Origin of the sequence: Pseudomonas wayambapalatensis (genome assembly GCF_049942315.1) — a bacterium.
Taxonomy (GTDB): domain Bacteria; phylum Pseudomonadota; class Gammaproteobacteria; order Pseudomonadales; family Pseudomonadaceae; genus Aquipseudomonas; species Aquipseudomonas wayambapalatensis.
This window is the reverse complement of record NZ_JBNFMU010000227.1, coordinates 1-14183: the sequence shown is the minus strand read 5'-3', so window position 1 is coordinate 14183 and position 14183 is coordinate 1. Positions and strand designations below refer to the sequence as shown.

Here is a 14183-nt window from a genome sequence, read left to right as displayed (position 1 = left end):
CCTCTCGCAGGTTCCGGGATGGCGCCCCGCCCTCCTCGCACGGGCAGGCTATTTGTCCGGCGTGCTGCAAAGTGGCTGTGGATCAATCAACCAGGTGATACAATCCGCGCCCTCGAATCAGCGCATGAAGCGCTGAGCCTCTGTGAACATCGCCACGCGAGCCTGATAGCGGGATCGCTGCCACCGGCCCCGGCACCAGCATGTCGCCCGCTACACAACTCGAATGGACTGCCGCTCCCCCTTGGCCTCGGGTGAGCGGGAAAAGCTGCCGCCTCGCGTCATGCCACTGCGCAAAGATTCAGGCATGACGAAAAGGCCATACATACACCTCTGGAACTCCCGCAGGACAAGTACTTGATTTCTACAGCCAATATCACGATGCAGTTCGGCTCCAAGCCGCTCTTCGAGAACGTCTCGGTCAAATTCAACAACGGCAACCGCTATGGCCTGATCGGGGCCAACGGCTGCGGCAAGTCGACCTTCATGAAAATCCTCGGCGGCGACCTGGAGCCGTCCGCCGGCCAGGTGATGCTCGAGCCCAACACCCGCCTGGGCAAGCTGCGTCAGGACCAGTTCGCCTACGAGCAGTTCAGCGTCATCGACACGGTGATCATGGGCCACGGCCAACTGTGGAAGGTCAAAGCCGAGCGCGACCGCATCTACTCGCTGCCGGAAATGACCGAGGAAGACGGCATGGCCGTCGCCGAGCTTGAAACCGAATTCGCCGAGATGGACGGCTACACCGCCGAATCGCGCGCCGGCGAGCTGCTGCTGGGCCTGGGCATTCCGCTGGAGCAGCACTTCGGGCCGATGAGCGAAGTAGCGCCGGGTTGGAAGCTGCGTGTGCTGCTGGCGCAGGCACTGTTCTCCGATCCGGACGTGCTGCTGCTGGACGAACCGACCAACCACCTGGACATCAACACCATTCGCTGGCTGGAGAACATTCTCACGGCGCGTAACAGCACCATGGTGATCATTTCCCACGACCGTCACTTCCTCAACAGCGTCTGCACCCACATGGCCGACCTGGACTATGGTGAGCTGCGCCTGTTCCCGGGCAACTATGACGAGTACATGACCGCCGCCACCCAGGCGCGCGAGCAGCTGCTGTCGGACAACGCCAAGAAGAAAGCCCAGATCGCCGAACTGCAGACCTTCGTCAGCCGCTTCTCGGCCAACGCCTCCAAGGCCAAGCAAGCCACCTCGCGTGCCAAGCAGATCGACAAGATCCAGCTGGCCGAGGTCAAGCCCTCGAGCCGGGTCAGCCCGTTCATCCGCTTCGAACAGACCAAGAAGCTGCACCGCCAGGCCGTGGTCGTGGAAAAGATGGCCAAGGCCTTCGACGACAAGGTGCTGTTCAAGAACTTCGACATCACCATCGAAGCGGGCGAGCGCGTAGCGATCATCGGCCCCAACGGCATCGGCAAGACTACCTTGCTGCGCACGCTGGTTGGCGAAATGCAGCCCGATGCTGGCTCGGTCAAGTGGACCGACAGCGCCGAGGTGGGCTACTACGCCCAGGACCACGCCCATGATTTCGAAGACGATGTCACGCTGTTCGACTGGATGGGCCAGTGGACCAGCGGCGAACAGGTGATTCGTGGCACCCTGGGGCGCATGCTGTTCTCCAACGACGAGATCCTCAAGTCGGTGAAGGTCATCTCCGGCGGTGAACAGGGCCGCATGCTGTTCGGCAAGCTGACCCTGCAAAAGCCCAACGTGCTGGTGATGGACGAACCGACCAACCACCTGGACATGGAGTCGATCGAAGCACTGAACCTGGCGCTGGAGAACTACCCGGGCACGCTGCTGTTCGTCAGCCACGACCGTGAGTTCGTCTCGTCGCTGGCCACGCGGATCATCGAGCTGTCGGCCGATGGCGTGGTCGACTTCAGCGGCACCTATGACGACTACCTGCGTAGCCAGGGTGTCGTGGTCTAAGCCAGACCGCCTTCATCGACACTGCGCCGCCTTTTTCGCGGGCAAGCCTGCTATCACCCCGGTGGTAGCGGGCTTGCCCGCGAATGCGTTGGGCGTGCCGCAAAGCGCTTGAACCCCCGCAATACATGGCCTTCGCGATAGCCACCGGCCACTACCCGGCGAATTGGACAACCTCGCCATCCCCTGCTTGTATCTACCCTCTACGTTCTACACGCAGACGTGAATCGCACAACTTCGTACAGGGAATAGGACGAGGACGCGACGATGGCTCACACCGTCATGATGGTATTCGGCACCCGCCCCGAAGCAATCAAGATGGCACCCCTGGCATGGGTGCTGCGCGAATGGCCGGAGATCGACCTGCACATCTGCTCCACCGGTCAACACCGGGAAATGCTCGAGCAAGTGCTGACCGCCTTCGGTCTGTCGGTCGATCAGGACCTGAAGGTAATGACCCAGAACCAGACCCTCAATGGTCTGTCACGTGACCTGCTGGGCAGCCTCGACAACGCCTACGAACAGGTCCAGCCTGAGATCGTGCTGGTGCATGGCGATACCACCACCAGTTTCATCGCCGGCCTGGCCGCGTTCCATCGCCGTATCCCCATCGGTCATGTCGAAGCCGGCCTGCGCACCGGCAACCTTCAGCAACCCTGGCCAGAAGAAGCCAACCGGCGCCTGACCGGCGTGCTCGCCGACCTGCATAGCGCATGATCCTCATCACCGGCCATCGCAGGGAAAACTTCGGCGCCGGCTTCGAGCGTATCTGCCTGGCACTCGCCGAACTGGCCCTGCGCTATCCGGACGTACAGTTCGTCTACCCGGTACACCTCAACCCGCAGGTGCAGAAATCGGTATACGGCGTGTTGTCCGGGCGGGACAACATTCACCTGGTCGCACCGCAGGACTACCAGCACTTCGTCTGGTTGATGGCCCGCGCACACCTGATCCTCACCGACTCAGGAGGGGTGCAGGAAGAAGCCCCGGCGCTCGGCAAGCCCGTGCTGGTACTGCGCAAGGTGACCGAGCGACCGTCGGTGCTCGAAGGCGGTACGGTCAAGCTGGTCGGCACCCAGACCGAACGTATCCTAGCCTGCCGGCAGGCGGATCCTGAACTGCGCGCCCCCCAGCGAAGACTGCGCAACCGTCAAGGTTCCACCCTGCCCCTCGATGGCCCTGCGGCTGATCGCCAACCCCAGCCCAAAGCCCCCGGTGCTGCGGTCCCGACTGCGATCCAGGCGATAGAATGGCTGGAAGATTCGCTCACGCTCCTCAGGCGGTATGCCAATCCCGTCATCCTCGACCGTCAGCAGGCAAGCCCCGTCCGCTTCCAGCTTCAATCGCAGCAGCAAGCTCTCGTCGCAGTAGCGCATGGCATTGCGCACCAGGTTCTGTACCGCCCGCGCGGTCAGTCGAGGATCGAGCACGAAACGTGGCAGCTTGTCGTCGGCACGCACCTCCCATCTGATCCCGCGACCATCGAGTTCTTCGGCAAAGCTGCCCAGCACACTGTCGACCAGCTCCAGCAACGACACCTCGACCCGCTCGCGGACCTGGTCGGCGTTCTCCAGACGGCTGTACGACAGCAGCTCAAGCACCAGCTCGTCCAGCTCACGCACATGCCCCACCAGCTCCAGCAAGCGCTTGCGGCTGGCCGGCGGCACTTCGTCGAACAGCAGCACCAGGCCGAAATCCAGGCGGGTCAACGGTGTGCGCAGCTCATGCGAGACCGCGTTGAGCAGCTCACGTTGCTGGTTGACCTGGCGCTCCAGGTCTCCGGCCATGGTGTCGAACACCCCGGCCAGCTCGCCGATGTTCGAGCGCGGCGAGATCTGCGTACGCTCCGCCATCTCCCCGCGCCCCAGGCGCCGCGCGGTTTCCTTGAGCCGTTCCAGGTCGCGCCAGTGCGGCCAGACCCACAGCAGCAAGCAACCCAGCATGGCGGCACCGATCAGTACCGTGACGCCCCACGACAACACGTTGATGTCCAGCGGATCCGGCGGCGAGTGCAGGCGCACCAGCCAGTCCTTGTCCAGCGGCGCCAGCACGGTTTCGTAATAACCCCAGTCGGCGATGCGCACCGCATACAGCCCGTGCTCCAGCCGCGCACGCTCCTGCGGCGCAAGGTCGGCGGCGTCCATGCGCAGCAGTTGCACCTGCAAGGGCGCGAAGGCCGCGGCCAGGTCCTGCTCCACCGATGGCCATTGCTCACGCGGCGCCTGGTGAAACTGACGGACGATCAAAGATTGCACGCCCTTGGCCTGGTCAAGGTTGTAGGCCATGAAGCGTTCGTGAAACGCACCGACGATAGCGTCGGGAATCAGCAGCAAGGCACCGGCATAGGCGACGATGATCACCAGGTACAGGCGCACCAGGATCTTGAGCATGGCGCGTCAGTACTCCCACTCGACCCGGCTGAACAGATACCCCTTGCCCCACACAGTCTTGATCTTGCGGGCTTCGCCGGCGTTGTCGTCAAACTTGCGCCGCAGCTTGGAGATGGCTACGTCTACTGAACGGTCTGTACCGTTGAACTCGATGCCGCGCAATTGCTGGAGGATGCGGTCGCGGCTGAGCACCTCGCCGGCATTGCGGGCCAGCACGACCAGCAGGTTGTATTCGCCACTGGACAGCTCGACCTCGCTGCCGCGCCAATTCACGCTGCGTTCGGCCAGGTTGATGCACAGGCCGCCGACCTGGATCAGCTCGCTGTCCAGGCGCGGTTCATTGACACTGCTGCGGCGCAGCAAGGTGCGTACCCGGGCCAGCAGTACGCGGGGCTCGCAGGGCTTGGTCACGTAGTCATCGGCCCCCATTTCCAGGCCCAACACTTGATCGTGACTGTCGTCACGGGCCGTCAGCATCAGGATCGGCAGGCTTTGCGACTCCTGGCGCAGCAAGCGACACACCTGCAGGCCATCCAGGCCGGGCAGCATCAGGTCGAGCACCACCAGGTCGGGGCGCTGGCGACGAAACTCGTCGAGCACATGATCGCCACGGGCGATGACCCGGACATGGAAATCGTTGCGTTGCAGGTAGCTGGCAATCAGTTCGGACAGCGCGCTGTCGTCTTCGACCAGAAGGATGTTTGGCATGTGGGTCGTCATGAACAGATAGGCTTGAGACCTTACCGCCGGCATTGCCGGACAAGCCCGCGCCTACAGAGGCTGCGACTACCTGTGGAAGCGGGCTTGTCCGGCGATGGGGCCAGTGCAGTCAGTTGCTCGCAGGATATAGAATCCTACGCTCCACACGGCACGAGCCTTACACTTTTTCACACACGGCGTACACAGCTTAACAGCCCATGCGCGAGCGCCTGCCTTAGCATAGCGGCGATCCTATCCGGAAGATCCGTATGTCCATTCCCTTCTCCAAGTGCCCTTGGGCGATTCTCGCCTTGCTCACACTGGCCCTGACCGGCTGCAACGACGCCCCCGAACAGGACGCGCAAGCACCCTCCCCCCAGGTGCGGGTCGAAACCGTGCAGTTGCAGGCCCTGGCCATCAGTACCGAACTCAGCGGGCGTATTCTCGCGCCACGCACCGCCGAAGTCCGCGCCCGGGTTGCCGGCGTGGTGCTCAAGCGGGTGTACCGCGAAGGCAGCGACGTCAAACAGGGCGATGTGCTGTTTCTCATCGACCCGGCGCCGTTCAAGGCCGACCATGACAGCGCCCGCGCCGCGCTGGCCAAGGCCGAAGCTACCTTGTACCAGGCGCGCCTGCAGGAGCAGCGCTATCGCGAACTGGTCGACGACAAGGCCGTGAGCCGTCAGGAATATGACAATGCCCGCGCCGCCTTCCTCCAGGCGGACGCTCAGGTGGCCGAGGCCAGGGCCGCGCTCGAACGCGCGCGGCTCAACCTGGGCTATGCCACGGTCACTGCACCGATCTCCGGACGGATTGGCCGTGCGCTGGTCACCGAAGGGGCGCTGGTCGGACAGAGCGAAACCACCGCGTTGGCCGTCATCCAGCAACTGGACCCGATCCACGCCGACGTGACCCAGTCGACCCGCGACCTCAACGCCCTGCGCCGCGCCATGCGCGCAGGCGAGCTGCAGCAGGTCGGCCAGGACCAGGCCCGCGCCACCCTGATCCAGGACGACGGCAGTGCCTATCCGCTGCCGGGCAAGTTGCTGTTCTCCGATATCAGCGTCGATCCAAGCACCAACCAGATCACCCTGCGCAGCGAATTCCCCAACCCCGATCTCGATCTGTTGCCCGGCAGCTACGTGCGTGTGCGCCTCGAGCAGGCCCTGCAGCCCAAGGGCATCAGCGTGCCGCAGCGGGCGATCCTGCGTGACAGCGCAGGCGTGCCCAAGGTGCTGGTGGTCGATGCCCAACAGCGCATCGAAGAACGCCAGGTGGTGCTGGGCAATGCCCAGGGCGACCGCTGGATCGTCAGCGAAGGCCTGGCCCCCGGCGAACAGGTGGTGGTCGAAGGGCTTCAGCACGTCAAGGCCGGCGACCAGGTCCGGGTCGATACCGGCAAGGCTGCCAACCCCATCGTCCAGCGCAACGGCCAGTGAGGGCCTGATCCATGCCGCAATTCTTCATCGATCGCCCGATCTTCGCCTGGGTGGTCGCGTTGTTCATCCTGCTCGCCGGCGCCCTGGCCATCCCGCAATTGCCCGTGGCCCAGTATCCCAATGTCGCGCCACCGCAGGTCGAGGTGTACGCCGTCTACCCAGGTGCATCGGCGCAGACCATGGACGAAAGCGTGGTCAGCGTGATCGAGCAGGAGCTCAATGGTGCAGACAACCTGCTGTACTTCGAATCCCAGAGCAGTCTGGGCAGCGCGACCATCACCGCCACCTTCGAGCCGGGCACCGTCCCTGACCTGGCCCAGGTCGATGTGCAGAACCGCCTCAAGGTAGTCGAGTCGCGCCTGCCGCGGCCCGTCACCCAGCAGGGCCTGCAAGTGGAGAAGGTCTCCACCGGCTTCCTGCTGCTGGGCACCCTCACCTCCGAGGACGGCAGCTATGACGAGATCGCCCTGAGCGACCTGCTGGCGCGCAACGTGATGAACGAGATCCGCCGCCTCAAAGGCGTCGGCAAGGCACAGCTGTATGGTTCGGAGCGGGCAATGCGCATCTGGATCGACCCGGCGAAGCTGGTCGGCTTCAAGCTCACGCCCCAGGACGTCGCCGACGCCATCGCCGCGCAAAACGCCCAGGTTGCGCCGGGCAGCATCGGTGACCTGCCCGCCCGTGCGACCCAGGAAATCACCGCCAACGTGGTGGTCAAGGGCCAACTGAGCACCCCAGAGGAGTTCGCGGCCATCGTGCTGCGGGCCAACCCGGATGGCTCGGTGGTCACCGTGGGCGATGTGGCGCGGGTCGAGATCGGTGCCCAGGAATACCAGTACGGCACGCGCCTGAACGGCAAGCCCACCAGTGCCTTCAGCGTCAAGCTGTCGCCGGGGGCCAACGCCATGGAGACCGCGACCCTGGTTCGCCAGAAGATGGATGAGCTGGCGCGCTACTTCCCGGCCGGGGTGAAGTACGACATCCCCTACGACACCTCGCCATTCGTCAAGGTCTCGATCCAACAGGTCATCAGCACGCTGTTCGAAGCCATGCTGCTGGTGTTTGCAGTGATGTTCGTGTTCCTGCAGAACATCCGCTACACACTGATCCCCACGCTGGTGGTTCCGGTGGCGCTGATGGGCACCTTCGCGGTGATGCTGGCGTTGGGTTTCTCGGTCAACGTGCTGACCCTGTTCGGTATGGTGCTGGCCATCGGCATCCTGGTGGACGACGCCATCGTGGTGGTGGAGAACGTCGAGCGGATCATGGCCGAGGAAGGCCTCTCGCCGAAGGCGGCTACGCGCAAGGCCATGGGCCAGATCAGCGGTGCGATTGTCGGCATCACGCTGGTGCTGGTGGCGGTATTCCTGCCAATGGCCTTCATGAAAGGCTCGGTGGGCGTGATCTATCAGCAGTTCTCCTTGTCGATGGCGGTGTCGATCCTGTTCTCGGCGTTCCTCGCCCTGAGCCTCACCCCGGCACTGTGCGCCACCCTGCTCAAGCCAGTGGCCAAGGGCGAGCATCACGCACGCAAGGGCTTCTTCGGCTGGTTCAACCGCCGCTTCGAGGGCATGAGCAATGGCTACCAGCGCTGGGTCGCCCACGCCCTGGCACGCAGTGGGCGCTACCTGGTGCTCTACGGGCTGCTGGTGGCGGTGCTGGCCTATGGCTTCAGCCAGTTGCCGAGTGCCTTCCTGCCGACCGAGGACCAGGGCTACACCATCACCGACATCCAGCTCCCGCCGGGCGCCAGCCGGATGCGCACCGAGCAGGTGGCGGCGCAGATCGAGGCGCACAACGCCGCAGAGCCCGGCGTGGGCAACACCACGCTGATTCTCGGCTTCAGCTTCTCAGGCAGTGGGCAGAACGCCGCGCTGGCGTTCACCACGCTGAAGGACTGGTCCGAGCGCGGCGCCGACGACAGTGCGCAATCGATCGCCGACCGCGCCACGATGGCCTTCTCCGAGCTCAAGGATGCCGTGGCCTATGCCGTGCTGCCGCCACCAGTCGACGGATTGGGCGAGTCCACAGGTTTCGAGTTCCGTCTGCAGGATCGCGGCGGCCTGGGTCATGCCGGATTGATGGCAGCCCGTGACGAACTGCTGGCCAACGCACGCACGAGCAAGGTGCTGGCCAACGTGCGCGAGGCATCGTTGGCCGAAAGCCCGCAGGTACAACTGGAAATCGACCGACGCCAGGCCAACGCCCTGGGGGTCTCCTTTGCCGACATCGGCGCCGTGCTCAACACCGCGGTAGGCTCGAACTACGTCAACGACTTCCCCAACCTGGGGCGCATGCAGCGCGTCGTGGTGCAGGCCGAGGGCGACCAGCGCAGCCAGGTCGAGGACCTGTTGAAGATCCACGTGCGCAACAGCAGCGGCAAGATGGTGCCACTGGGGGCGTTCGTCCAGGCCCGCTGGCTCAGCGGCCCGGTGCAACTGACCCGCTACAACGGTTACCCGGCAGTGTCGATTTCCGGGGAACCGGCAAGCGGCTACAGCTCCGGCGAGGCGATGGCGGAAATCCAGCGCCTGGTCGACCGACTGCCAGCCGGCAGCGCACTGGAGTGGACTGGCCTGTCGTTGCAGGAACGTCTCTCGGGTAGCCAGGCGCCCTTGCTGCTGGCCCTGTCGCTGCTGGTGGTGTTCCTGTGCCTGGCAGCGCTCTACGAGAGTTGGTCGATCCCTACTGCGGTGTTGCTGGTGGTGCCGCTGGGTGTGCTTGGTGCCGTGCTCGCGGTAACCCTGCGCGGCATGCCCAACGACGTGTTCTTCAAGGTCGGCCTGATCACCTTGATTGGCTTGTCGGCAAAGAACGCGATCCTGATCATCGAATTCGCCAAGAGCCTGGTGGATCAGGGCGTCGATGCGGCGGATGCGGCGATGCAGGCCGCACGCCTGCGCCTGCGCCCGATCGTCATGACATCGTTGGCGTTCATCCTCGGCGTCGTGCCGCTGGCCATTGCCCGCGGCGCAAGCTCAGCCAGCCAGCAGGCCATCGGCACCGGGGTGATCGGCGGGATGCTCAGCGCGACGCTGGCGGTGGTGTTCGTACCGGTGTTCTTCGTGGTGGTGATGCGGTTGGCCTGCCGCAGGCGCAAGCAAGCCTCCCGTGACAGTGTCGAAGCTGTCGACTGATCTCAGGAGCTGCCTCTAGTAGGTAGCTCTACAGCCGCTCGAACAGTTAAACTGTTTGAATTTTCGCGCTTCCCCACCTATTTAGACGATGAGGCTGGAAGTCCCTGAACTCAGTGGAGTCCCCCTGTGAAGCTCTCCTACCTAACGCTGCGCGACTACCGCTGCTTCGAATCCCTCACGATCGACTTCCACCCTCAGGTCACCGTGCTGGTCGCCCCCAATGGCGCGGGCAAGACTTCGGTACTCGATGCTATCGCGGTAGCCTACGGCCCATTCGTTGGCGCATTCGATGAAGCGGTGGGAGCGCACTTCGAGCCGAGTGACATTCGTCGCTCGAGAACGCGTAAAACGGCCTCCAATGAAATGGAGTTCGCCGCTCGCGGCGTCAGAATGGAAGCGCATGGGAATATCCCTGAAAGCATCGCAGACCAGTTGGACCCTGGCTCGGAAAGCGTTTGGCGTAGGAAACTGACCAGTCCGATCAAGGCCAAGACCACGATCAAGGACGCGAGGGAATTGATCGATTACGGCAAACGCCTTCAAGAAGCAGTCCGAACACCAGGCAACGATATTCTGCTGCCACTGATCGCCTACTATGGGACCGGTCGCCTATGGCAGCAGAAGAACAAAAAACCCGTCCCCAAGCCCATTCAGCGCACGTCACGCACTGTGGGCTATACCGATTGCCTGGACCCCGCCTCCAGCTACAAGTCCTTCGTGGACTGGTTCCGCTATTGGAGCGTGAGCGCCAAGGAACATATGTATGAAGCGCTGGCTAGCGGCAAGAAACCCGATAACTCCGAGTTCGCTCATTACATTGCGTCAGTCGCCAGCGCAGTCGATACCTGCCTCGCCCCCGCTGGCTGGTCCGGAATTCAGTACTCGCTGGCGATGCAGGCACTTGTTTGCGATCACCCTGAATTCGGTCAGCTTCCTGTGGAAATGCTCAGCGACGGTATCCGTAACATGATTGGCATGGTTGCGGACATCGCCTTCCGTGCAACCAAACTCAACGGTCAACTGGGCGCGCTGGCAGCTCAACAAACCCCTGGCATCGTACTGATCGACGAGGTGGACATGCATCTTCACCCCGAATGGCAGCAGGCAGTCATCCCTTCGTTAAAGAAGGCCTTCCCAGCGCTCCAATTCATCGTCACCACCCACAGCCCGCAGGTCCTGAGCACCGTCGATCGTGAGTCGGTGCGCATCCTGCGCACCGATCAGGATCCCGAGTCGGGCGATATGCGCACCCATGTCAGCACACCTCAATGGCAGACCCTCGGGGTAGCCAGTACCGATCTGCTCGCCCGCATTATGGATGTCAATCCAGTCCCTGATGTCCCAGAGGCCGGGTGGGTGAATCAGTACCAGGCTCTGATACAGCAGAATCTTCATGAACAAGCAGAAGGGCGACGGCTGAGAAACCAGCTTGAACATCACTTCGGCTTGGACCATCCCCTGATACGCGAATGCGACCGCATCATTCGCCTGCAACGTATCAAGCAAAAGCTGCCCCGCGGCCAAAATACTGGGGATCTTTGAGATGCGGTACCTAGTTCGTGACCCGCTCGCACCGCTTGGATTGCACCGCTATCGACATGGTCGAGATACATGGTCAGCGGATTCACCCAACGCTAGAGAGCGCGAGAATATCTGGGTAAAACTCGATGCAATGCAGGGCACGCGTTGCGCTTACTGCGAAGCCTCTATCGCGTCCTTGGATCGACACATCGAGCATTTCCAGCAACGTAACCGCCACCCCCAAGGTACCTTTGACTGGCACAACCTCTTCGGCTCTTGCAACCGGCGCACCAGTTGCGGGAAGCACAAGGACAACTGCGGTCACTACACGCCCAACGACCTGATCAAACCGGACAACGAAAATCCGGAAAACCTGCTGGTATTCACGCCCAATGGTGCGGTGATGCCGCGCGCCAACCTCGATGCGGTACAGCAGCGCCGGGCAGAAGAAACCATCCGCATTTTGAATCTCAATGGTGCATTGAGCCAAATACGCAGGGCCGAGGTGTTTGGCTATCTTCAAATAGCGGAGGAGATTGCGCAGTTGGCCCAAGACTTCTCCGAAGACGAATGGTTGCCAATTTTGCAGGAAGAACTGCAACGTACGGCTAATCTCCCATTCTCCACGGCCATCAAGCATGTGCTGACACCCCAGCACGAGTGATGCGATGCCTACCTCAACTCCCCCCTGCTCAATCCTCATCCTCGCCGGTGGCCGTGGCCAGCGCATGGGCGGTCGCGACAAGGGCCTGGTGCCATGGCGCGGCGAACCGCTGATCGCGCACATCCATCGGGTGGTGCGGGGGCTGAGCGACGACCTGGTGATTTCCTGCAACCGCAATCAAGCGGCGTATGCGGCATACGCCGACCAGTGTGTGGGCGATGCCGAGGTGGATTATCCCGGGCCACTGGCCGGCGTCATTGCCGGGCTGAAGGTGGCCAGCCATGAGTGGGTGGTGGTGTTGGCCTGCGACGCACCGTTGATCGACCGGGCCTTGATCGATGCATTGCGCGGGTTGGCTGCCCGCCATGACAGCGCTGCAATGGTGCGCCAGGGGGGGTATTGGCAACCGATGTTCTGTGTACTGCCCCGGCAAGTGTTGCCCGTGCTGGAGCGGGCGTGGCAGCAAGGTGAGCGGAGTTTGCAGAAAGCGCTGTTGCTGAAGCCGATTCAGGGGTTGGAGTGTGCCATCGACGATAGGCGATTGAGCAATTTCAACAGCCCGGAATGGTTGCAGTGACGGCACAGGCCACATCGCGGGGCAAGCCCGCTGCCACAGGCACAGCGTGAGCACTTGTCCCGCGATAGGACCATCGGCCGCCCCCAGTCAACCGGCTGATACCCCACCCAGTTCCTCTACACTGATCTCGCGCATCCGAAACTTCTGCACCTTGCCCGTCACCGTCATCGGAAACTCATCGACGAAGCGAAAATGCCGAGGCACCTTGAAGTGCGCGATGCGCGACTTCGCCCATTCGCGCAACTCCTCGGCACTGGCGCTGTGCCCTGGATGCAGTCGCACCCAGGCCACGAGCTCCTCGCCGTACTTGCTGCACGGAATGCCGATCACCTGCACATCGGCCACCGCCGGGTGGGTGAAGAAGAACTCCTCCAGCTCACGCGGATAGATGTTCTCGCCACCGCGAATGATCATGTCCTTGCTGCGCCCGACGATACGCACGTAACCCTGCTCATCCATGACCGCCAGGTCGCCGGTACGCATCCAGCCTTCGGCGTCGATGCTCTCGGCCGTGGCCGTCGGGTTGTTCCAATAGCCGAGCATGACGCTGTAGCCCCGGGTGCACAGCTCACCGATCTCGCCGCGCGGCAGGGTATTGCCATCGGCGTCGATGACCTTGCTCTCCAGGCGGGGTTGGGTGCGGCCCACGCTGGTCACACGGACCTCAAGGTCGTCCTGCGGGCCGGTCTGCAACGACACCGGGCTGGTCTCGGTCATGCCATAGGCGATCTGTATCTCGGCCATGTGCATTTCGTCGATCACCCTTCGCATCACCTCGATCGGGCAGGTGGCACCGGCCATGATCCCGGTGCGCAGGCTGGAAAGGTCGAATTCGTTGCGGCGCGGGTGGTCCAGCTCGGCAATGAACATGGTCGGCACGCCATACAGCGCGGTGGCGCGCTCCTCGGCCACGGCTTGCAGGGTGAGCAAGGGATCGAAGGCATCGTTGGGGTAGATCAGCGTGCTGCCGTGGGTCATGCAGCCGAGGTTGGCCATGACCATGCCGAAGCAATGGTAGAGCGGCACCGGCACCACCAGGCGGTCATGCTCGGTCAGGCGCAGGCTCTCGCCGACCATGTAGCCGTTGTTGAGGATATTGTGGTGGCTGAGCGTCGCGCCCTTGGGGAAGCCGGTGGTGCCGGAGGTGTACTGGATATTGATCGCCTCGCTCGGGCGCAGGCTCGCCTGGCGGCGGCCAAGGGCCTCGGCACTGACTTCAGCGGCGCGAGCCTGCAGGTCACACCAGGCAAGAAAGCCTGGCGCAGGCTTCACCGCCAGGCTGATCACCCCGCGCAGCTCAGGCAGGCGCTCGCAGCGCACTGCCCCGGGCTTGCTGGCAGGCAATCCGGGCACTAGGTCGCGGAGCATGGCGTGATAGTCGCTGGTCTTGAACGCATCGGCGCAGATCACCCAGCGGCAGCCGGACTGGCTCAGGGCATAGTCGAGCTCACTGCTGCGATAGGCCGGGTTGATATTGACCAGGATCGCACCGATCTTGGCACTGGCGAACTGGGTGATGCACCACTCGGCGCAGTTGGGGGCCCAGATGCCCAGGCGATCGCCCGCTTGCACGCCGAGCGCCATCAGCGCGCGGGCGTGCTGGTCGACGGCATCGGCCAACTGGCGCCAGGTGTAGCGCCGTTGCTGGTGACGCACCACAAGAGCCTCGCGGTCGGGGAAGCGGGCGACGGTGGCATCGAAGGCGTCGCCGATGCAGTGGTCGAGCAAGGGCTTGCTGCAGTCGCCCTGGGAGTAGCTTGGCTGGGGCATGGCGTTCTCTTGTTGTTCTTGTGTTGTCTGGACTGGCCTCTTCGCGGG

General features: G+C 63.2%; 9 protein-coding genes and 1 pseudogene. 7 read left to right on the top strand and 3 right to left on the bottom strand.

All coding sequences use genetic code 11. The features are described from left to right. The first annotated feature begins 354 nt into the window (after nt 1-354). On the top strand, nt 355-1941 hold the full coding sequence (locus ACPZMI_RS21345) for an ABC-F family ATPase (RefSeq protein WP_186664569.1): 1587 nt from the start codon (nt 355-357) through the stop codon (nt 1939-1941). Nucleotides 1942-2205: 264 nt separating this feature from the next. Further along, nucleotides 2206-3032: pseudogene (locus ACPZMI_RS21340) on the top strand (UDP-N-acetyl glucosamine 2-epimerase); the annotation flags it as partial. Here ACPZMI_RS21340 and ACPZMI_RS21335 read toward each other — a convergent pair. Together ACPZMI_RS21335 and ACPZMI_RS21330 are read right to left on the bottom strand one after the other, a co-directional pair. Beyond that, nucleotides 3030-4328 carry an ATP-binding protein gene (locus tag ACPZMI_RS21335; protein WP_186664567.1) on the bottom strand — a complete coding sequence of 433 codons (1299 nt, stop codon included), beginning with the start codon at nt 4326-4328 and terminating at the stop codon, nt 3030-3032. The pseudogene ACPZMI_RS21340 and the gene ACPZMI_RS21335 sit on opposite strands and share 3 nt — an antisense overlap. A 6-nt stretch (nt 4329-4334) precedes the next feature. Further along, entirely contained in the window at nt 4335-5036 is a 702-nt protein-coding gene (locus tag ACPZMI_RS21330; protein WP_186664565.1) for a response regulator, read from the bottom strand. Between the two features lie 260 nt (nt 5037-5296). On the opposite strand from ACPZMI_RS21330, the gene ACPZMI_RS21325 reads away from it, so the two are divergent. The 5 genes from ACPZMI_RS21325 to mobA all read left to right on the top strand — a co-directional run bounded on the left by ACPZMI_RS21325 (nt 5297) and on the right by mobA (nt 12365). After that, on the top strand, nt 5297-6466 hold the full coding sequence (locus tag ACPZMI_RS21325) for an efflux RND transporter periplasmic adaptor subunit (protein ID WP_426353012.1): 1170 nt from the start codon (nt 5297-5299) through the stop codon (nt 6464-6466). 11 nt (nt 6467-6477) lie between these two features. Beyond that, nucleotides 6478-9603: an efflux RND transporter permease subunit gene (locus ACPZMI_RS21320; protein WP_186711336.1), complete on the top strand. Its 3126-nt coding sequence runs from the start codon at nt 6478-6480 to the stop codon at nt 9601-9603. A 126-nt stretch (nt 9604-9729) separates the two neighbouring features. Continuing rightward, nucleotides 9730-11145 (top strand): AAA family ATPase, encoded by a 1416-nt coding sequence (locus ACPZMI_RS21315; RefSeq protein WP_186711337.1) that lies wholly within the window; start codon nt 9730-9732, stop codon nt 11143-11145. A gap of 1 nt (nt 11146) precedes the next feature. Then, complete coding sequence (ptuB, locus tag ACPZMI_RS21310; protein WP_186711338.1) at nt 11147-11788, top strand: retron Ec78 anti-phage system effector HNH endonuclease PtuB; 642 nt, start codon at nt 11147-11149, stop codon at nt 11786-11788. Between the two features lie 4 nt (nt 11789-11792). Then, entirely contained in the window at nt 11793-12365 is a 573-nt protein-coding gene (gene mobA / locus ACPZMI_RS21305; protein ID WP_426353011.1) for a molybdenum cofactor guanylyltransferase MobA, read from the top strand. A gap of 87 nt (nt 12366-12452) precedes the next feature. Here mobA and ACPZMI_RS21300 read toward each other — a convergent pair whose 3' ends face one another. Beyond that, on the bottom strand, nt 12453-14135 hold the full coding sequence (locus ACPZMI_RS21300; protein WP_426353010.1) for an AMP-binding protein: 1683 nt from the start codon (nt 14133-14135) through the stop codon (nt 12453-12455). Nucleotides 14136-14183: the final 48 nt, after the last annotated feature.

What these genes read in the sequence shown, in the direction of transcription:
- ACPZMI_RS21320 (WP_186711336.1), top strand. Translation starts at nt 6,478, where the DNA reads ATGCCGCAATTCTTCATCGATCGCCCGATCTTCGCCTGGGTGGTCGCG.
- mobA (WP_426353011.1), top strand. Translation starts at nt 11,793, where the DNA reads ATGCCTACCTCAACTCCCCCCTGCTCAATCCTCATCCTCGCCGGTGGC.
- ACPZMI_RS21330 (WP_186664565.1), bottom strand. Translation starts at nt 5,036, where the DNA reads ATGCCAAACATCCTTCTGGTCGAAGACGACAGCGCGCTGTCCGAACTG.
- ACPZMI_RS21325 (WP_426353012.1), top strand. Translation starts at nt 5,297, where the DNA reads ATGTCCATTCCCTTCTCCAAGTGCCCTTGGGCGATTCTCGCCTTGCTC.
- ACPZMI_RS21335 (WP_186664567.1), bottom strand. Translation starts at nt 4,328, where the DNA reads ATGCTCAAGATCCTGGTGCGCCTGTACCTGGTGATCATCGTCGCCTAT.
- ptuB (WP_186711338.1), top strand. Translation starts at nt 11,147, where the DNA reads ATGCGGTACCTAGTTCGTGACCCGCTCGCACCGCTTGGATTGCACCGC.
- ACPZMI_RS21300 (WP_426353010.1), bottom strand. Translation starts at nt 14,135, where the DNA reads ATGCCCCAGCCAAGCTACTCCCAGGGCGACTGCAGCAAGCCCTTGCTC.